The following is a 19,585-nucleotide window of genomic DNA, read 5'->3' on the forward strand; positions in this document are numbered from 1 at the left end:
AAACCGAGGGGCGCCTAGAAATTCTCACCGCCCCTCGATAATTTATAGATTTTTATCTATTTGGCTGGCTTAGCTTTATGTCACTCTTCTTCAGTCTCGATGATCAGTGAATCAGCAATCAATTCCCAAATGTACTTGACTTCATAATCCAGGTTGAATTTTTTCTTGATGTTTTTCATAATGTTGTCCCGGCAATTGGAACAGGCGCAGATCACCAGATCGGCTCCCGTAGCGATGATATCTTGAGCCTTGAACCAGCCGTGTTCGGTCCGCACATCCTCATAAGGCCCGGGCCAGTTGCCGGCTCCGGCCCCGCAGCAATAGGCATCCATCCGGTTATGGGGCATTTCCACGAAATTTTCCATGTCAATGCAATAAGAGAGGATTTCCCGGGCTTCTTCAAAGCGATCGTCCCCAAAGGTAAGCCGGGCGGCCCGGCCATGCTTGCAAGAGTCATGATAAGTGACAATACGACCCGCATGGACCGATTTATCGACTTTAATACGTCCTTCCCTCAGGAACTTCAGGAGCACGTCGAACAGATAGACATAATTGCGGCCGGTTTCCGGGCCGAATTCATGTTTGAAATATTTCTCCAGATTGTAGCGGGTGCCCCAAGAAGAGCCGCCGCAATCGGGCAGAATCATGGTCTTGATGTTGAGATTCTTCATATGTTCCACCCGCCGCCGGGCGAACTCTTTGCTGGCAGGGAAGTCGCAGGTGAAAATCCCCCAATCCACCGACTCCCAGTTCTTGGAGACCGTCGTCCAACTGGCCTTGGCCGCGTAGAAGATCTTCCACCACCATTTCATGTCATCGGGTTCGGCATAGACTTCCTTGGAGTTTTCAAAGAACAGATACTCGGCGCCCTCTTTATCAATCGGGGTAACAAAGCCGGGGCATTCTTCCTCTGCCAATTCCTCTCCCAGTTCCTCCAGCAACATGAGATAATCTTCTTCCGGAATTCTCATGTTATTACCGGTTTCCACGTTGTTGTCCACGCCTTTTTGCAGGACGCCGGGCACCTTGTCGCGGGGCCGCAAGGATTTGGCCCGATACCAGAGGTCGGTGAGATGCACCCCCATGGGACAGCCGTAAACACAGCGATAGCAGGCGGAACAAGACCACACCCACTTGGAGTCAATCAGCTCCTGCTCCATGCCCAACAGAATCATGCGAATCGCCTTGCGGCAGTCCATATTCTGGTCTTTCAAACATTCCATATAGGTCAGGGGGCAACCGCCGGAGCAGGTGCCGCAGGTAAAACAGATATTGGCGTGGGTTTCGGTCAGCAGATCTGCGAACCGGCTTTCTTTTCTTATCTGCGGTAGAGTATTCAGATCCAGGGCTTCCATTAATCTCTCCTTAAGGTTTGGCAAAATTGGCCTTAGGTTTGGGTTGCTCCAAGCAATCTTGATTCAGCGAGCCAGACGATTTTCTGGCTGACATATTGGGTCTGAATGATTAAATCCTCGCCTGTGTATCCAAAAAAAACTTTATTCACAAAGCTCATTATTACTTGGGAATAGCTCGGCTGTCAAGCCAAATCTGTAAATCTTATTAATTGTTGGGTTGGCCCAGATACACTCTTACTTTCGGTGGTCAAGATTGGCTAGGACCTGACTTTAGTTGAACCAATTGCGGCGGGACCAGGCCCCGCGGGTTTTCTGGGTCATAAACCGCCCGCGCTCTGGGGCGGATGCGCAAGACTCCGGCTTCGGCCCGACGGATACGCCGCCGGGCAATTTCGCAGTACTCGGGCACCAGTTCGGCTCCCATCGCCCGCCGCTGATGCATCAGGGCAGCAATGGCAGTAGTCCCCACGCCCATAAACGGGTCCAGCACCCAGTCGCCGGGCTTGGTCAGGGCCAGCACCAGGCGCTCGATCAATTCCACCGGAAACTGGCAGGGGTGACTGGTCTTCTCCACGTGATTGGCTTTAACGTTAGGAATGTCCCAGACGTCGCCCGGGTTTTTCCCCAGGGGATGACCGGACAACTCCCCCCGCTTGGGGCCTTTGAAATACTTTTTGCGCGGATACTTCTGGGGTACCCGCACCACATCCAGATCAAAAGTGTAATCCTGCCCTTTGGTGAACCACAGAATGACTTCATAGCGCCCTGAGAAACGTTTGGCCGCGTGCAAACCATGCCCGAAGTGCCAGACGATCCGGTTCCGCAAGTGTAAACCGAGGGATTGGAAAATAGGATACAGTACGATGTCCAGGGGAATGATCTCCCCTTGGGCCACGTAATTGCCCACCTGCCAGCAGATGTTGCCGCGCTCCGCCAGCACCCGGACAGATTCGCTGATTACCTGCCGCTGCTGGGCCAGGTAGTCATCCAGGTCAAGGCGATTTTCATAGGGCTTGCCCAGATTATAGGGCGGCGAGGTCGCCACCAACTTAATCGCATTATCCGGGATCTGGGCCAGCAGCTTGCGGCAATCACCCTCGAATAGGATAAAGTCGGCCTGGGCATCAAAAATGGGAGAAATCTTTACTTGGTCCACTAGTATGGAGACTCAAATCGGCCAGGAATCTTTGGCATTGACATTTCTATATTCTTTTTTCCACCAGTTTTGCTCAAATTGAATCTTTATGTCAATTATTATTCCGAATATTTCAAAAGTTAATTTGAGGGGAGGACCGGCGCCAGGTGGGTCATCAGGGATAAATGCGATCCAGCAAACGCGGAAAGGGAATGGCCTCTCGGACGTGTTTCAGGCCGCAGAGCCAGGATACCAGCCGTTCGATCCCCAGCCCGAAGCCGCTATGGGGCACGCTGCCGTAGCGCCGCAGGTCCAGATACCACTCAAAAGGCTGCCGGGGCAATTGATATTCCTGCAGCCGATTGATCAACGTCTCCAGATCATCCTCGCGCTGGGAACCGCCGATGATTTCCCCATAACCTTCAGGGGCCAGGATATCGATACACAAGGCCAGGCGGGGATCGGCCGGATCCGCCTTCATATAAAAGGCCTTGCAAGCCCGCGGGTAACGATGCACCATGACCGGTCGATCATACATTTCCGAAAGCCTGGTTTCGTCGGCGCCGCCCAGATCCTGTCCCCACGGCAGTTGGTGGCCGGCTTCCTCCAGACGCTGACGGGCCTCGGCATAGCTCAACTGGGGAAATGGGGCTTGCACGGCCCGCAACGGCTCCAGGGGCCGTTCCAGGATCTGGAATTCGGCCTGGCGGCGGTCTAACACCCGAGATACTAGGTAACCGATGAGCGCTTCGGCTAAGGCCATGATATCATCCAGTTCGGCAAAGGCGACCTCGGTCTCCAACATCCAGAATTCGGTTAAGTGCCGGCGGGTTTTGGACTTTTCCGCCCGAAAGGTCGGCCCCAAACAATACACTTTCCCCAGCGCCATGGCTGCGGCCTCCAGATAGAGTTGGCCGCTCTGGGACAGATAAGCCTTGCGCTGATCAAAATAATCGGTCTGAAACAGGGTAGTGGTCCCCTCACAGGCCGCCGGAGTAAATATGGGAGTATCAATGAGAACAAATCCCTTATCCGCAAAAAAATCCCGACAGGCCCGGATTACTTCATCCCGGACGCGCAGGATGGCTTGCTGGCGGGGAGACCGCAGCCACAGATGGCGATGTTCCAGGAGAAAGGCAACCCCGTGTTCCTTGGGGGAAATCGGATACTCAGCAGCAATGTGGAGGGGTTGCAGGCTGGTCACCTCCAGTTCATAACCTCCGGGGGCGCGGGCTTCGGCCCGGACCTGGCCTTGCACCATCAGTGAGGATTCCTGGGTAAGCAGATCGAACTGCTCGAATTCCCCCTCTGGAAGGTGGCCTTTGACCATGACCCCCTGGACGATCCCGGTGCCGTCCCGGATTAACAGGAATCGCACCTTGCCACTGGAACGTTTATTATAAAGCCAGCCGCGGATGGTGACCGACTGGCCCTGCCGCTGGGATAAATGTGCGATATAGGCAAAGTTTTCCGGAGTGGTCATGCAGGCCGAATCTAATAAAGGATTTTAATGTGAGCCTTGTCGCGCAGGGTTTTGAGCCATTCCGAGAATTTTTTGGCCATCTGCTCTCTTAGCAGAATCCGCTCAATCTCTGGTTTAACCTCTGCAAAACTTTTGCTTCGGCCCGCGCGGCGATTCACCAGTTTAAACAGATGGAACCCCTGGGGGGATTCGATCGGAGCATACTCACCCGGGCAGAGGCGCTCAATTAAGGCATAGATATTAGGATCAATATCAGCGCGATCAACATATCCCAGATCGCCGCCATTGGCGGCATTAGGACCTTTGGAATATTGCCGGGCCAGGCTTTCAAAGGACGCCCCTTGACGGCATTCCTGTAGAATTTTTTCGGCCAGAGCTCGGGTTTCTGCCTTCTGGGTCTCAGTAGCACCAGGCGGATATGGTAAGACGATCAACTTTAAATGAACCTGACTGCCTCCCTGGCGGTAAACGTTATCGTAATATTCCCTGATTTTATCCTCACTGACCCTAACCTTACCCTTAACCGTATACTGGATGAGGCGTTCTTGTTGCATCTGTTCAGTAATCTGCTGGCGCAACTGGTCCAGGGTCATCCCCTCCTTGGCCAGAGCCTGCGCCAGAGCTTCATCATCAGGAAGGTTATTCTTTTTTTTGATTGCCTCTAAAGCCTGAGCTACTTCATTATCCGGAATGGTAATGCCCAAACGGTTGGCCTCCTCCTTGGCCAGTTTGCGATCAATCAGGACATCCAGCATCTGGCGCCGGGTAGCCTCATTATCCTGGATGCGACCCCCGGTCTGAGGGTTGGACCGCATGAATTTAATACTCTGCTCCACATCGGAGAGGGTAATAATCTCACCGTTGACCTGGGCCACGATGCGGTCGACGATCTCGGCCGGGGCCGGACCAACCAAAGCCAGAAATAAAACCAACAGGATTATAAATCGGCTCGATATCTTCATACCGTTTAATCCCTTTCCGCCTCGGCGGCTGAAGGGGTCGTCTCTTCCCCCTTAACAAAAATCTTGATTTCTTTCAAGCAGTTTTTTACCATTTCCAAAGGGCTGTCTCCTTCGGTAAGGTGCACCCGGATCTGTTGGTCCGGGGTGAGTCGGAAGCGCTGCGGCTGCCGGTGCAGCAAATCCACCAGGCGGGCCAAGTCAATCCTGCCGTTATCGGCAAAGGAAATGGTCACCTGGCTGTCACTCAGGTCCAGCCGCTTGATACCCAACTCCCTAAGGGTTACTTTGGTACGCACGACTTCCAGCAGATTTTCCGCCTCAGGAGGCAAGGGACCATAGCAATCACGCAGTTCGGCATCGATATCGGCAATCTCCGCTGGAGACAGTCGCCCGGAAAGCCGCCGGTAAAACATCAGCCGCTGGTCTATATCAGGCACATAAGCATCGGGCAGATAGGCAGCTAGGGGAAGGTGGAGCTCCGGCAGGGGACCCTCGTCGAGTTGGGGACCACCCTTCAGCTCCTGAACCGCCTGCTCCAGCAGTTGCAAATAGAGCTCGCAGCCCACTTCGGCAATGTGCCCGGATTGAGCCGCGCCCAACAGATTGCCAGCCCCCCGGATCTGCAGGTCATGCAAGGCAATCTTGAACCCCGAACCTAATTCGGTGAATTCCATCAGGGCCTTAAGGCGTTTCTGGGCCTCGGGGTTGAGGGCTTCCTCTTCCGGAACCAGCAGGTACGCATAAGCCTGCTCCCGGCCCCGGCCCACCCGTCCCCGTAATTGATAGACCTGGGCCAGCCCCAGGGCATGGGCGCGGTTGATGATGATTGTGTTGGCGGAAGGGACATCCAACCCGGCCTCGATAATCGCGGTGCAGACTAACACGTCTACTGTGCCGCGCCAGAACCGCCACATTATCTGCTCCAGTTCTTTGGCCGCCATCTGTCCATGCGCCACCGCCACCCGCGCTTCCGGCACCAGACGCCGGATATAATTGGCCCAGGTATCGATATTTTGCACCCGATTATGGACAAAAAAGGCCTGTCCGCCCCGACGCAATTCCCGGCGAATGGCCTCCATGATAACCGTGTCATCCGGACGGCACAGATAGGTCCGAATCGGCCGCCGCGCCTCCGGCGCGGTGTCGATAGTACTCAGGTCCCGGATACCGGTCAGGGACAGTTGCAGGGTACGGGGAATAGGCGTGGCGGTTAAGGTCAGGACATCCACGGTCTGGCGTAACTGTTTGAGCTTTTCCTTCTGTTTGACTCCGAACCGCTGTTCCTCATCGATAATCACCAGTCCCAATTCCCGAAACTGCACATCTTTTTGCAACAGCCGATGCGTCCCAATAACGATGTCGGTCTGCCCCGAGCTTAACTCGGCCAGAATCTGTTTTTGCTCCGCCGTGGTCTTGAACCGGCTCAGCATCCGGATCTGCAGTGGGTAGGGCCCCAGGCGCTTCCGGAAAGTTTCATAGTGCTGTTCCGCCAGGACCGTGGTGGGCACCAGAATGGCCACTTGTCTGCCATCCATGGCCGCCTTAAAGGCCGCCCGGATGGCCACTTCGGTCTTGCCATAGCCGACATCGCCGCAGATCAGCCGGTCCATGGGCTTGTCACTGGCCATATCCAGGAGCACCTCCTGAATGGCCTGCAGCTGATCAGGGGTTTCTTCATACTCGAAAGTGGCTTCAAATTCCCAAAACACCGGATCCGGGGGAGAAAACTGATGCCCCTGGACCACCTGGCGGGCCGCGTAAAGTTGCACCAGTTCCCGGGCAATCTTTTCAACCGCCTTGCGCACTCGTTTTTTGGTCTTCTCCCAGGACTTACCTCCGAGCCGATCTAAAGGCGGAATCAGCCCTTCCACGCCCAGATACTTTTGGACTAGGTGAAGACGGTCAACCGGCAGGTAGAGTTTATCGCCGCCCAGATATTCGAGCCTTAAAAAATCATTGACCTCCTGACCTACGGTCAGTTTCTCCAGACCGCGATAAAGGCCGATGCCGTGGTCCAGGTGGACCAGCAGGTCTCCCACTTTTAACTCGGCAAGTGATGACAGCAATTGGCCCGGCCGAGACCGCCGCGGCGGCCGCCGCTCTGGCTCAGCTCCCAGAATCTCCTCGGCGGTGAGCAGGACCAGCCCCCAGGCCAGAGAGCGAAATCCGGCTGACAGGCCGTTCCAGGTCAGTTGCAGGCGGCCCGGCAGGTCCCAACCCGGCGAGCCGGTAACCTCAGCCTTAACCTCCTGATCGGCCAGCAGGAGTCCCAGGCGTTCGGCCTGCGAACGACTACGGCACACCAACACTACCTCAAAACCGCTGTTTAGCCAAGGTTTCAGGTGGGCCGCCAGGGGCCGGACCAATCGGCCCTGATCCGCGGCGGCCGTAGCCAGGGCAGCGGCCAGATCCTGGTTGGTCTCGATAGCAAAATAAAATGAGCGGCGAGCTTCGCCAGGTTCGGTGGAAAACTCCAAACTGTGACAACGGATGGTTTGAAAACGGTTGATCCGGCCCTCGAAGGCCGATATTGCCAACCCGGCTGATCCTTCCGTTTCTTGGGCCTGGATTTCGGTCAACCGTCGGACTTCCTGGGCCAGATTGAGCGGGTCCCATTCCACCAACAGGGCTTGATCCGGCAGGTAATCCCATAGGGTCTCCGGTTGCGGATAAAAATAGGCCAGATATTTCTCGATTTCTGGAAAATGACGCCCTTGTTTAACGTATTCCCGTAATTTGGGGTCTTTAAAAACTCGCAGGCGATGGGCGGCATATTTTTGCGTCTCCGGGTCCAGAATAACCTCATTGACCGGCAGTACTAGCAATTCCACCAAATGACCCAGGGAACGCTGGCTGGTGGGATTGAAATACCTGAGCGACTCAACCTCATCGCCCCAAAACTCCAAACGTACCGGATAGGGCTGCAGCGGGGGATAAAGATCTATCACTCCACCCCGGACGCTGTACTCCCCTCGGGCCTCCACCAACGGACTTCGTTCATAGCCACCGGCGATGAGTTGCTTGATAAAGCGCTCCCGGTCCAGTTCTTCGCCGGGGACCACGTAATCAATGGCCGCGGCCAACCGTTGGCGGGGCGGCAGAGGTTGCAGGGCCGCCAGCGCCGAGGCTACCACGATCGGAGCTTTACCCCTGGCCGTCAGCGCATAAGCGGTTTCTAGCCGGGCACTGCTGACCCGGGCGTCCATGGTCAACTCTTTAAAAGCAAGCTGTTCATGGGCCGGAAAACTGAACAAGGCCGGAGCCTCTGCCGAAACAGAGCCGTTCTCTTTGTCTCCCTGACCCAAAAAAAAGGACAGGTCCCGATAAAAGGCTTCCTGTTGAGCGCTGCTGGGCACCAGCACCAGCAGAGGCCGTTGTAATGTGCCCACTAGCCGAGCTAGGACAAAGGCCCCGGCAGCCGGGGTAAGGCCGTAAAAATCAATCCTTCCCACCCCGGTGGCGATGGCCTCCAGGGCCTCCTGCCAACCCGCCCCTTGGTTGCCAGTTTGGTGAGCAAATTTTTCCATGGATCGAAAGGTCATGTTTCTTAATAAGGTGAGCCTGTACTAGTATTAAAGATAACCTGCCCGTGGCAATAAAGCAAATTAGGAGGTGAATAGACCTAATGGCCGATAATTTACGATTTCGGCTGCGAACTCTTCCGGAAAATCCGGATGACCTTGATTTATCCGCCTTAATATCGGACTCAACTAAATTAATTTTGAAGATATTAAAAAGACAGATTGACTTGCCTAAATGCCCCGGGCTGAGTAAAATAGGATAGCTTCTAAAGGAGGAAATAAGATGAAGATAACCCGGATTGATCATCTTGGCATCGCCGTTAAGGATCTGGAGCCAGTAAAAAAACTTTATGGCGATAATCTCAACCTCACTTGCCATCATGAGGAAGTGGTCGAATCTCAGAAGGTCAAAGTCTGTTTCTTTAAGGTCGGAGAAACCAATCTGGAACTGCTGCTGGCCACCAGTCCCGACAGTCCGGTGGCCAAATTCATCGACAAAAATGGGGAAGGCATCCATCATATCGCCTTAGAGGTCGAGGACATCGTTGCCGCAGTGGAAGAACTCAAGGCCGCCGGGGTCCGGATGGTCGATGAGCAACCTCGGGAAGGGGCCCACGGCGCCAAAGTCGCCTTTATCCATCCCAAATCCACCCACGGAGTCCTAATCGAACTGTGCCAGCATATTCATAAATAAGCGATAGAGGCCAGGGGAGATGGTGCCTGATTCGCTCAAAGACCAGGTCCAGGTCAGCGTCCCGTTTTCGTTGCTGGTAAAATACTATCTCCCCACCTTTCTCCAGAGGCGTCTCAATCCCGAAATCAGCATTGATGCGGACAGCCTGGAGCAGTGTTCTCAAGCCGATTTTGCCCAGGTGGCCCGGCAATTTCAGGAAGCTGGGCTGATCATCACCCTCCATGCCCCCTTTCAGGACCTGTGGCCGGGAGCACTGGATGGATTGATACGATCCGCTAGCCGGACCCGGCTCAAGGAGGCCTTGGCCCTGCTGGAGATCTTTCAACCCTCCAGCATTGTCTGCCACCTGGCCTATGATGACAACTATTACCATCACTGCCAGGACCTGTGGCTGGACCATAGCCTGGCCACCTGGGGAGAGATGGCTGCCTTGGCGGCCGAGTATAATACTCGGCTGATGCTGGAGAATGTTCGGGAGCCGCATCCCCACCTGTTGCTGTCCTTATTCTCTCGGCTTACCGCCTCCAACGTGGGATTTTGTTTGGACGTCGGCCACCTGCAAGCCTTTGCCGGCGGCCGTTTTCAGGATTGGCTGGAGGTTCTCTGGCCTTATGTTGAAGAACTGCATCTCCATGATAATCATGGTCAGGCCGATGAACATCTGGCCCTGGGGGCCGGGATCGTCCCCTTTGCCTTGATTCTCAACTTCCTGGCGGCAAAAGGCCGACGGCCGCTGATCACCCTGGAACCGCACCAGGAAGAGAGCCTGGAACCTTCTCTAGCTTATCTGGCCGACATCTGGCCCTGGTGAGATTATCTGTTTTCGGTTTCCTGGAGAATATTGTGGAGATTATTTATAAGTTGGTATCATTAGTTTTTCTTCTGAAACCAAAACTGGTATTAAACCTCTGAGTCCCGGTTCCGCCGGTGCCTTTCTGGCCGGGCAAATTCTTGACATCGATATTTCCTGTGATAAGATAAAGTTTGTGGGCGATTAGCTCAGGTGGATAGAGCGTTGGTCTCCGGAACCAAAGGCCGGGTGTTCGAGTCACCCATCGCCCACCAAAGAAATCAAGGGGTTAGCTGACATGCTGCCTCTTTTATTGCCTTGGTGTCCATGCCTCAGATTTTCTCCACCACCAGGGTCTTTAATTCCACTTTGCTCACTGGGTTATAGCGCTTTAATACTCAACTTGATAAAGCCGCTCTTAAGGTCCACCTGGTCCCAAGTACCGTTTAATACCAAGTTGCGATCAAAGAGCTAAAATGGTATTAAAATTATTATGTTATCAGGAAGATTGCAAAGTTTACGGGTAATTGGGGCCGTGGGGCGGCCTGGCACGGCCAGGATTGCCAAAAAGCCTTGCCTTGCTCCTGTCCATGCCAGGCCCGATCAATCGAGCAGTAAAGATAAAGAAACGTTGTGGCAGCGAGGGTTAATCAGCCTTATTTTCTCTTGACATTTTCCCGGATAAAATTAACGATGTCGGTGGTTTTGGCGCCCGGACCGAAGATTTCGGCAATGCCCGCGGCCTTGAGGGCGGGGATATCCTCTTCCGGAATGATGCCGCCACCCAGGACCAGAATATCGTCAATGCCCTTGCTTTTCAAGATTTCAGTGACCCGGGGAAACAGATAATCATGAGCCCCGGACAGGCAGCTCATGGCGATGACGTCGGCATCCTCCTGGATGGCGGCGCTGACGATCTGCTCCGGGGTCTGTCGCAGCCCGGTATAAATTACTTCCATCCCGGCATCCCGCAGGGCGGCACAGATTACCTTAATGCCCCGATCATGGCCATCCAGGCCCGGCTTGGTGGTCAGCACCCGGATCTTTTTCTCTACCGGCATGATTTTCTCCTTATTCTCTGAGTTTCATATAGCTCAGGTTGTAAAATAAGATTGATTGAGCTGAGATGTCGCTGGACTCAGACAATCGGAGCAGCTTCATATTCTCCAAAAACCTCGCGCAAGACATTGCAAATCTCTCCTAAAGTGGCCAGAGATTTGACCGCCTGGAGGATGGGGGGCATGAGATTGGCCTCGGTCTGAGCCGCCTGCTTAACTTCCTGCAGGGCCTTAGTTACTGCCGCGGCATCCCGCTGGGATTTTAAAGTACTCAACCGGGCAATCTGTTTTTCCCGCACAGTGGGGTCCACCCGCAGCAGTTCCTTGGGCCGTTCCTCGGCCACCTGATACTTGTTGAGGCCGACAATAATTCGCTCCCCGGATTCGATCTCTTTCTGATAGCGGTAGGCGCTTTCCTGAATCTCTTTCTGAATATAGCCCTTTTCAATGGCCGCCACCGGGCCGCCCATTTTTTCAATGGTGTCGATGTATTCCTGGGCCTTGGCCTCGATTTCGTCGGTAAGTTTTTCCACATAATAGGAACCGGCCAGGGGATCAACCGTATCGGTGACTCCGGTTTCATGGGCGATCAATTGCTGGGTGCGCAGCGCCACCTGGACGGCCAGCTCGGAAGGCAAAGCCAGAGCCTCATCCATGGAATTGGTATGCAGAGACTGGGTGCCGCCCAAAACCGCGCTCATCGCCTGAAAGGCGACCCGGACAATGTTATTTAACGGCTGCTGTGCGGTCAGGGTGCAGCCCGCGGTCTGGGTATGGAACCGCAACATCAGCGAGCGGGGATTTTTGGCGCCAAAGCGCTCTTTCATAACCCGGGCCCAGAGACGCCGGGCCGCCCGGAACTTGGCCGCCTCCTCAAAAAAATCATTATGGGAGTTGAAGAAAAAGGACAGGCGGGGGCCGAACACATCCACATCCAACCCGGCCTGGATGGCGGCCTCGACATAGGCAAAGCCGTTGGCCAGGGTGAAGGCAACTTCCTGGACCGCGGTTGACCCGGCCTCGCGGATATGATAGCCGCTGATGCTGATACTGTTCCACTGGGGCACTTCCTGGGAACAATAGGCAAAGATATCGGTGATGATGCGCATCGACGGCCGGGGCGGAAAGATATAGGTGCCCCGCGAGGGATATTCCTTCAAGATGTCGTTCTGAATGGTGCCCCGCAGTTGATCAAAAGGGATGCCCTGGTTCTCGGCCAGGGCCAGATACATGGCCATGAGGATGGCCGCCGGTGAATTGATGGTCATCGAGGTGCTGACCTTGTCTAGGGGGATACCCTGGAACAGGGTCTCCATATCCCAGAGGGAATCAATGGCCACCCCGACCTTGCCGACCTCTCCCTGGGCCAACTCGTGGTCCGAGTCATAGCCGATCTGAGTAGGCAGATCAAAGGCCACCGACAGCCCGGTCTGTCCGGCCTGCAGTAAATAATGATAGCGCTGGTTGGTCTCCTCCGCCGAGCCAAACCCGGCATACTGGCGCATGGTCCAGAAGCGGCCCCGATAGGCCGTCGGCTGCACCGCCCGGGTATAGGGATATTGCCCCGGCATCCCCAGCTTCTCCAGATAATCATAATCCTCCAGGTCTAGCGGCGTATAGACCCGTTCCACCGGAATGCCCGAGGTATTGACAAACTCGGGTCTGCGCTCCGGCATCTTCTTCAGAGTCTTCTCCACCGCCTCCTGATATTTCTCCAGGGCGGCGCGGAGCTGCTCCAATTTCTGTTTATCAAACATCGGCTTTCCTCCCTCTCCCGGATGAGTGGCGCAACTCATCCTGGTAAGTTACATATGCTAAATATGGATGGTTGAAAGTAGAAAGTAATTGTGCACTGACCACCTAAAAATCATTCTCCAAAGATTTATTCCTAAGGACTACTTTATAGTCTCCTGTCTCCGTATCAAGTTGCAATATTTCCACATAGTTACCCGAGTCGTTTGCTACCGCCTCGAAAAGACCTATAATATACCCAAGCTCAATGTATTAGAGGGCCTTGTCCCTGGTTCGATCCGAAATGACTGGTAACCTTGAAAGACCGCCGGCTTCTCCAAAGGTAGGCGAGAATACGTAACTGTGTCCAACTGGGTTGGAAATCCACTGAATAGATCGGATTTGATGGTTAGGCGTTCAAAATCATAAAGTTGATCAATATTGTGCCAGTTTAGATGATTTACAGGTTCACCCCTCCAGGGAAAGGCAGTGGCCGGTATGGATCTCTTAACAACATCGATCGTGAGTTTCTTAGCCTCTAGCAGCTTGCGTATCGAATAGAAGCCGATCATCATATTCTGCTCCAGTTTCGCAAGGAACCGATCCGGCCAGCGCCGCTGATTGACTCTTTTCCTCAAGGCAGCGCCCTGCCTCACAAGTTCCCTCTTCCAGTAGGACAATTACCAGATCATATCTTCAGCCCGGTAGGGTGGGCACTGCCCACCTTATGGAGCGCATTCCTCATTTGAATAAACCTGTGGTGGTGATGCCTTCCTACGCTTGCTAACAACTAACAATTAACAATTAACAACTCATAACTCAACCCCCGCATATGGCCCACAGGATACCGGCGGTCAGGGTGGAAGCGATCAGGCCGCCCAGATTGGAGGCCAGGGCGTGGATATACAGGTAATTATGGGGATCTTCCTGACGGCTGACTAAATGCACCATCTGGGCGGCATCCGGGACCAGGCCCAATGCCGCGGCCCCGACCAAAGGGTTGATCTTTTGGTTGAGTATCAGATTAGCTAGTTTTACCGCCATAATACCGATAAGGGTGACCAGCAGTAAGGCCGCCACTCCTAAGCCGATTATTTTAATAAAGGTCAATGATAACAATAGGCCGGCCTGACATCGGGTTCCCAGGTCAAAACTAAAGAGGACGATGACCACATCCAGCATACCCACCGCGATAGTGCGGGCCAGACGATCAGTAACGCCGGATTCTTTGATAATATTACCCAAGAAAAACAGACCGGTCAGGAGTATGGCGCGCGGGACCAACAGCCCGGTAATCAGCAGCCCGCCCACGGCAAAGCCCAGGCACTCACTTTTGGGCACTTTACGCATCGGCGGCATATAGATCATCCGTTCGGCGGGAGTGGTCAGCAGGCGGATCAGGGCAGGTTGGACCAAGGGCAGAAATCCTATAGCCAGAAAGGCCAGCAATCCTAAAGGGCCTACCAGTTCCGTCGCCAGATGAGAGGCCAGGAAGACGGTGCTTATGGCTTCGCCCCCGCCGATGATGCTGATGGCTCCGGCTGTTGCCAGGTTAAATCCCCCCCCCCAGGCCAAGAGGAGGGTCAGAAAGATGCCCAAAGGAGCCACCAGGGCCAGGAATAACTGGCGGGGATGAGCGATTACACTGCTTAAATCGGCGTTGGCTCCCCAGCCCAAAAAGATCAGGGCCGGGTAGAGACCGTTATCGAGACCGGCATGGAGTATGTCCAGAAAAGGCTTGAGGTGGTATTTTAAGCCAGGGTCAGGGAGGTTGGCCAGGATCATCCCGGCAGTCAACGGCAGCAAAAATTGGGGTCGGAGACGTTGGGCAATAGCCAGATAGAACAACAACAGGGCTAATAAGGTCATAAAAGCCGGGGCCAGAAGCGGGAAGCCCTGAGTTGCTGCTTCCGCTACCCCGGCGTGGGCCGCCACTCTCAGGCCTCCGCCACTACGACCAGAACTTCTCCGACCGAGACGCTGGCCCCTTTGTTCACCCGAACCTCGGTTACCGTTCCGGAAACTGAGGTCTTAAGATCATTTTCCATCTTCATTGCCTCCAGCTTGACCACTGTGTCGCCGCTTTTAACCTGGTCGCCGACCTGGACCAGGACATCCAGAATTAATCCCGGCATGGGGGCGACCACGGTCCCAAGCCCGACGGGTTCGGCCATCACCATCGGCTTTTCGGGCGGCGGCGATGGCGTCGGAGTCGGAGTTACGGGCGGTGGTGAGGGGGTCGGTGAGGCCGGCCGGGGCGACTCGGTCAGTCTGGGACTCGGCTGCCGGTCCCGAGGCCGGAATTGGGCATCATAGAGCACCCCGTTGACTTTAACCCGGGCACGGTCACCGGTTACCTCCAGAATCTCAATATCAAACTCTTCCAAGCCGATGGTGATGTGGAAATGGCGCACGGGTTACCTCTTTCTAACTGTGAGGCGAGCATTCATGGCCTGCCAGCGTCCGGCCAGGGTCCAGGGGGAGCTGGGTCTGAGACCAGGTGGCTGTATTGGTTCCACGCCCGGAGAAGTTTCCAGATATAAGGATAAGGCCAGTCCGACCGCAGCCACCGTTTTGGGATCGGTGAGCTCAGCCTGGCTTTCTTGATCCCAGGCCACGGTGCGCGGCGGTATGGGGACCTCCTCCCCTTTGACGGGCATTAGCGCGGCAGACAAGGGTTCGGACTCTTCCGAGGCTTTCATGGGGGAGACTGCTCTTTCCCCCCGGTTAAGAAAGGTAGGGAGAAGATAGAGAAACAGGGCCAGCAGGCCGCCGACCAGCAATAAGACCGCCAGCCCGCCTATCAAGGTCCCGATGACTTCCCCGAAATACATTCCAACACCGTCCTGACTGTTAAGGTGGCCAACTTTATGAGCAATTATGGTTTAATGGCAAAGGCAAGTGCTCATTGCTCCTGTCGGACAGCTAAAACTTCGTCTTAACCGGACTAGATTCCTTGGCATCAGCATCAAGCTCGCCATCCCGTTCCATTTTGGCCAGGGCCTCGAACCGGATGTCCATACCCAACACCCCCTGGATTTCATCATCATCATTGCGGACGGGTACGCTCACGGTGATACATAAGGCCTTGGTAAAGAAAGATGTGTAGAAATCAGAGACATAGACCTTGCCAGACTTTAACGGCTCAATAAACCAGGGGCGATCCGAAAAATCCTCATCCAGCTTCATGGTCTCATACTTGGACCGGTCCACAATATGAGTAATATTCCGAGTAATCTTTTTGCCGTCCAGATTGGTGACATACATGAATTGGATAAAGGGGTTGGCGTTCAACACCTCCTGCATTATGGGTTCCTGGGTGTTGGGAACCATGCTGCGGATTTCTTCCCGTTCGGCCAGATCCTCGGCCAGGTGAGCGGCCACTTCGCGGGCCTTCTTCTTTAACAGATCGAATTCCGAGACAAACAACTCGGGGAGATGTTTACGGGCCAGGGTCTCCATCTCATTGTTGGAAATGGAGGTCACCCGCCCTTCGTTATACATTTCAGTGATGCGATTCGAGATCTTGATGACCCCGGGATGACGCTTGTCGATAGCCTGATCACCGGTCAGCCCCAGGCGGCTATTGAGCCAATGGGCAATCCCGGCCCGACCGGTCTTGTCAGTGATAGTAATGGTGATCGGCCGCCTCAGGATCTTATCAGTATCAAAAATATTGTAGATTTCCGGATTTTTCATCAGGCCGTCAGCGTGAATGCCGGCGCTGGTGGCATTGAAATCCTTGCCCACAAATGGATAGTTGGGAGGAATATGATAATGCAATTCCCGTTCGAAATACTCGGCGATGTCGGTGATCACCGTGGTATCGATGCCGTTGGTGTCCCCATGCAAGGCAATGTATTCGATGATCAAGGCTTCGATGGGAGTATTACCGGTACGTTCGCCAAATCCCAGCAGCGAGCCGTTGACCGCGCCGCAGCCATACAGCCAGGCGGTGGTGGCATTAATAAAGACCTTGTGGAAGTCATTGTGGCCGTGCCATTCCAATAAATGGCTGGGGACCCCGGCATCCTCAACAAAGGCCCGGATCAACTTGGGAACCCCCCGCGGCAGGGCGGCGCCGGGATAGGGGACGCCGTAACCCAAGGTATCGCAGAGCCGCAGCTTGATATCAATTCCTGATTCTTCCCGCAGTTTCATCAATTCGATGGCAAAAGGGACACAGAAGCCGTAGATATCGGCTCGGGTGACGTCCTCCAGATGACAGCGGGGGATGATTCCCAGTTCCAGGGCAGCATTGACGATCCGCAGATAATTGTCAAAGGCGCGACGGCGATCCAGGTCCATCTTGTAAAAGATGTGATAATCCGAAGCCGAAGTCAGTATCCCGGTTTCTTTCAGGCCCATCTCCTTTACCAACGGCAGGTCCTCAGGTTTGGCCCTAATCCAGCCGGTGATCTCCGGATATTTATAATCCCGCCCCAGGCAACGCTCGACCGCCTCCTTGTCTTTTTTGCTGTATAGGAAGAACTCGCACTGCCGGATCACCCCACTTGGCCCCGACAGTTTATGTAACATATCGAAGATATCCACAATTTGCCGGACTGTATAGGGCGGCCGGGCCTGCTGCCCATCCCGAAAGGTGGTGTCGGTGATGACCATTTCTTCGGGGGGACAGGGCATGACAAATTTATAATCAAAGTCGATGCGGGCGATTTCGGTATAAGGAAAAACCCCGCGCATCAGGTTGGGACGATCGACTTCCTGGAGGCGATGCTGCCAGAAGCTGGTGTGTTCATGATCGAGGAGCCGACGCTCTTTATTCCAACGGGCCATTCTTAGACTCCTAATTATAAAAATTCCAGCAAAAGCTTGTTTTTGGGTATTGCAATAAGTAAAGCCAATTAACACCGGACCCTATCGATTAAGGCATCTTCTAGTAAAAAATTATTAGTACTATTGGCTACAGTTCAGATATTTTAATGAGCAAAATCTACCATAGTTTTTAACCTTGTCAAGGCGGAGCTTGGCTGGAGAAAAACTGCCTTTCGCAAGTTGTAAAGCTGCGGCCAATTTTTTATCTCCATCTTAAATAGCCTTTTCCAGGCAAACGTTACCGATCGAGTCTTATCCCCAGCTCCAGGAGCTGGCCTAGATCTACCGGGGCCGGGGCCTGGGTCAGCGGACAAACCGCCTTCTGGGTTTTGGGAAAGGCGATCACTTCGCGGATAGATTTAGCTCCCGCCAGGATCATCACCAGCCGATCAAAACCAAAAGCCACACCCCCATGTGGCGGGGCGCCGTATTCCAGGGCCTCCAACAAAAAGCCGAAACGTTGCTGAGCCTCATCGGCCGGGATACCCAGAGTCGCCAGGATACGTTCCTGGAGATCGCGGCGATGGATACGAATACTGCCGCCGCCGATCTCACAGCCGTTCAGGACCAGATCATAGGAGCGGGCCCGCACCGCCTCGGGATTGGTGTCCAACAGCTTTAAATCTTCTTCCAAGGGCGCGGTGAACGGGTGGTGCACCGCCACATGCCTTTTTTCTTCATGGTCATATTCCAACAAGGGGAATTGGGTGACCCAGACAAAATCGTAGGTGTCGGGATGAATCAGCTTTTCTTTTTTCCCCAGATGCAGACGCAACTGGCCCAGAGCGGTGTTGACCACCGGGGGCAAATCGGCAACAAACATCAGCAGGTCACCGACGCCGGCATCCAGACGTTGGTTAAGCGCTTCTTGCTGACCGGAAGTGAAATATTTGGCCAGGGGCGATTGCCAGCCTGATTCGGTCAGCTTGATCCAGGCCAGTCCCTGAGCGCCGTAAATACCGACAAAATCGGTCAATTCATCCAATTCCTTTCGGGTTAAGCGGGCCAGACCGGGGCCCCGGATGGCCTTGACAATCCCTCCTTGGGCCACCACCTCGGCAAACTGACGAAACTCGGCCTGCCCGACGATATCGGTAACCTCGGCCAGTTCCAGGCCAAACCGCCGATCCGGACTATCCACTCCGAAGCGATCGAGACATTCCTGACAGGTGAGGCGCGGGAAAGGCAATGACAGCTTTTTCCCCAACAATTCCTGGAAAAGAACCGCCATCATCCCTTCCACCACCGCCATGATCTCCGCTTCTGAGACAAAGGACATCTCCAAGTCAATCTGAGTAAACTCTGGCTGGCGGTCAGCCCGTAAATCTTCGTCTCGGAAACAACGGCAGATCTGATAATAACGATCGACCCCAGCCATCATCAGCAATTGTTTAAACAGCTGGGGGGATTGGGGTAGGGCAAAAAACCGCCCCGGGTTGGTGCGGCTGGGCACCAGATAATCCCGCGCCCCTTCCGGAGTGCTGCGAGTCAGGATCGGGGTCTCGACTTCGATAAAGCCTTGGTGGTTGAGATAATTGCGCACTATCTGGGCGGCTTCATGCCGGAGTAGCAAATTATGCATCAGGGTAGGACGGCGCAGATCCAGGTAACGGTAACGCAGGCGGATGGCTTCGGCAGTATCGGGCTTATAATTCTCCAGCTCAAAAGGCGGAGTTTTTGATAAATTGAGCAGCCGCAATTCCTCGACTGCCACTTCGATCTCTCCAGTTGGCAGATTGGGATTGGCCATCCCTTCCGGTCTCATAAAGACGAAGCCGCGCACGGCCAGGACAAATTCGTCCCGCAAGATATGGGCTTTTTGATGAGCCTCGGAATTAACCTCGGGGTTGAAGACCACCTGGGTGATCCCTTCCCGGTCCCGTAAATCTACAAAGATCAATCCGCCATGATCACGTCGACGCAGCACCCAGCCCATCAAGACCACTTCCTGCCCAAAATTCTTGGCCCGTAAGGCCCCGCAGGAATGGGTGCGGGTTAAGCCCTGTAGAGAATCCAACAC

The 19,585-nt window shown here is 54.4% G+C and carries 14 protein-coding genes and 1 tRNA gene; 3 read left to right on the forward strand and 12 right to left on the reverse strand.

Features of this window, described 5'->3' with window-relative positions:
- Window positions 1-80: 80 nt before the first annotated feature.
- The 5 genes from JRG72_03375 to mfd all read right to left on the reverse strand — a co-directional run bounded on the left by JRG72_03375 (window position 81) and on the right by mfd (window position 8,477).
- Window positions 81-1,355 carry a (Fe-S)-binding protein gene (locus tag JRG72_03375; protein MBW2134263.1) on the reverse strand — a complete coding sequence of 425 codons (1,275 nt, stop codon included), beginning with the start codon at window positions 1,353-1,355 and terminating at the stop codon, window positions 81-83.
- A gap of 247 nt (window positions 1,356-1,602) precedes the next feature.
- A complete protein-coding gene (locus JRG72_03380; protein MBW2134264.1) occupies window positions 1,603-2,463 on the reverse strand; it encodes a site-specific DNA-methyltransferase in 861 nt (286 codons plus the stop codon).
- 202 nt (window positions 2,464-2,665) lie between these two features.
- Entirely contained in the window at window positions 2,666-3,973 is a 1,308-nt protein-coding gene (gene asnS, locus JRG72_03385; protein MBW2134265.1) for an asparagine--tRNA ligase, read from the reverse strand.
- Between the two features lie 11 nt (window positions 3,974-3,984).
- The gene (locus tag JRG72_03390) at window positions 3,985-4,935 is read right to left on the reverse strand and encodes a SurA N-terminal domain-containing protein (GenBank protein ID MBW2134266.1); all 951 of its coding nucleotides are present in this window, start codon (window positions 4,933-4,935) and stop codon (window positions 3,985-3,987) included.
- 5 nt (window positions 4,936-4,940) lie between these two features.
- Complete coding sequence (gene mfd / locus JRG72_03395; protein ID MBW2134267.1) at window positions 4,941-8,477, reverse strand: transcription-repair coupling factor; 3,537 nt, start codon at window positions 8,475-8,477, stop codon at window positions 4,941-4,943.
- Window positions 8,478-8,739: 262 nt separating this feature from the next.
- Here mfd and mce point away from each other — a divergent pair, with 262 nt between their 5' ends.
- The 3 genes from mce (at window position 8,740) to JRG72_03410 (ending at window position 10,215) form a co-directional block, all read left to right on the forward strand.
- A complete protein-coding gene (mce, locus tag JRG72_03400; GenBank protein MBW2134268.1) occupies window positions 8,740-9,150 on the forward strand; it encodes a methylmalonyl-CoA epimerase in 411 nt (136 codons plus the stop codon).
- Between the two features lie 19 nt (window positions 9,151-9,169).
- Window positions 9,170-9,961, forward strand: a complete 792-nt coding sequence (locus JRG72_03405) for a sugar phosphate isomerase/epimerase (protein ID MBW2134269.1) — start codon at window positions 9,170-9,172, stop codon at window positions 9,959-9,961.
- Window positions 9,962-10,138: 177 nt separating this feature from the next.
- Window positions 10,139-10,215 (forward strand) — tRNA-Arg (locus JRG72_03410).
- A 381-nt stretch (window positions 10,216-10,596) separates the two neighbouring features.
- On the opposite strand, the gene JRG72_03415 is transcribed toward JRG72_03410, so the two are convergent.
- The 7 genes from JRG72_03415 to aspS all read right to left on the reverse strand — a co-directional run bounded on the left by JRG72_03415 (window position 10,597) and on the right by aspS (window position 19,585).
- On the reverse strand, window positions 10,597-11,001 hold the full coding sequence (locus tag JRG72_03415; protein ID MBW2134270.1) for a cobalamin B12-binding domain-containing protein: 405 nt from the start codon (window positions 10,999-11,001) through the stop codon (window positions 10,597-10,599).
- A 77-nt stretch (window positions 11,002-11,078) separates the two neighbouring features.
- Window positions 11,079-12,755, reverse strand: a complete 1,677-nt coding sequence (locus tag JRG72_03420) for a methylmalonyl-CoA mutase family protein (GenBank protein ID MBW2134271.1) — start codon at window positions 12,753-12,755, stop codon at window positions 11,079-11,081.
- A gap of 793 nt (window positions 12,756-13,548) precedes the next feature.
- Window positions 13,549-14,664: a sodium ion-translocating decarboxylase subunit beta gene (locus JRG72_03425; GenBank protein ID MBW2134272.1), complete on the reverse strand. Its 1,116-nt coding sequence runs from the start codon at window positions 14,662-14,664 to the stop codon at window positions 13,549-13,551.
- A gap of 2 nt (window positions 14,665-14,666) precedes the next feature.
- A complete protein-coding gene (locus tag JRG72_03430) occupies window positions 14,667-14,909 on the reverse strand; it encodes a hypothetical protein (GenBank protein MBW2134273.1) in 243 nt (80 codons plus the stop codon).
- A 237-nt stretch (window positions 14,910-15,146) separates the two neighbouring features.
- Window positions 15,147-15,563, reverse strand: a complete 417-nt coding sequence (locus JRG72_03435) for a hypothetical protein (GenBank protein ID MBW2134274.1) — start codon at window positions 15,561-15,563, stop codon at window positions 15,147-15,149.
- Between the two features lie 91 nt (window positions 15,564-15,654).
- Entirely contained in the window at window positions 15,655-17,526 is a 1,872-nt protein-coding gene (locus tag JRG72_03440; protein MBW2134275.1) for a histone-lysine N-methyltransferase, read from the reverse strand.
- A 277-nt stretch (window positions 17,527-17,803) separates the two neighbouring features.
- The gene (aspS, locus tag JRG72_03445; GenBank protein ID MBW2134276.1) at window positions 17,804-19,585 is read right to left on the reverse strand and encodes an aspartate--tRNA ligase; all 1,782 of its coding nucleotides are present in this window, start codon (window positions 19,583-19,585) and stop codon (window positions 17,804-17,806) included.

The organism is Deltaproteobacteria bacterium, from assembly GCA_019309545.1.
In the GTDB taxonomy this organism is placed as follows: domain Bacteria; phylum Desulfobacterota; class Desulfobaccia; order Desulfobaccales; family Desulfobaccaceae; genus Desulfobacca_B.

Excerpts from the sequence above, each read along its gene's own strand:
- JRG72_03390 (MBW2134266.1), bottom strand. The coding sequence starts at position 4,935 with ATGAAGATATCGAGCCGATTTATAATCCTGTTGGTTTTATTTCTGGCT.
- asnS (MBW2134265.1), bottom strand. The coding sequence starts at position 3,973 with ATGACCACTCCGGAAAACTTTGCCTATATCGCACATTTATCCCAGCGG.
- JRG72_03440 (MBW2134275.1), bottom strand. The coding sequence starts at position 17,526 with ATGGCCCGTTGGAATAAAGAGCGTCGGCTCCTCGATCATGAACACACC.
- JRG72_03405 (MBW2134269.1), top strand. The coding sequence starts at position 9,170 with ATGGTGCCTGATTCGCTCAAAGACCAGGTCCAGGTCAGCGTCCCGTTT.
- JRG72_03435 (MBW2134274.1), bottom strand. The coding sequence starts at position 15,563 with ATGTATTTCGGGGAAGTCATCGGGACCTTGATAGGCGGGCTGGCGGTC.
- mce (MBW2134268.1), top strand. The coding sequence starts at position 8,740 with ATGAAGATAACCCGGATTGATCATCTTGGCATCGCCGTTAAGGATCTG.
- JRG72_03415 (MBW2134270.1), bottom strand. The coding sequence starts at position 11,001 with ATGCCGGTAGAGAAAAAGATCCGGGTGCTGACCACCAAGCCGGGCCTG.
- JRG72_03420 (MBW2134271.1), bottom strand. The coding sequence starts at position 12,755 with ATGTTTGATAAACAGAAATTGGAGCAGCTCCGCGCCGCCCTGGAGAAA.
- mfd (MBW2134267.1), bottom strand. The coding sequence starts at position 8,477 with ATGACCTTTCGATCCATGGAAAAATTTGCTCACCAAACTGGCAACCAA.
- JRG72_03375 (MBW2134263.1), bottom strand. The coding sequence starts at position 1,355 with ATGGAAGCCCTGGATCTGAATACTCTACCGCAGATAAGAAAAGAAAGC.
- JRG72_03430 (MBW2134273.1), bottom strand. The coding sequence starts at position 14,909 with ATGGTGATGGCCGAACCCGTCGGGCTTGGGACCGTGGTCGCCCCCATG.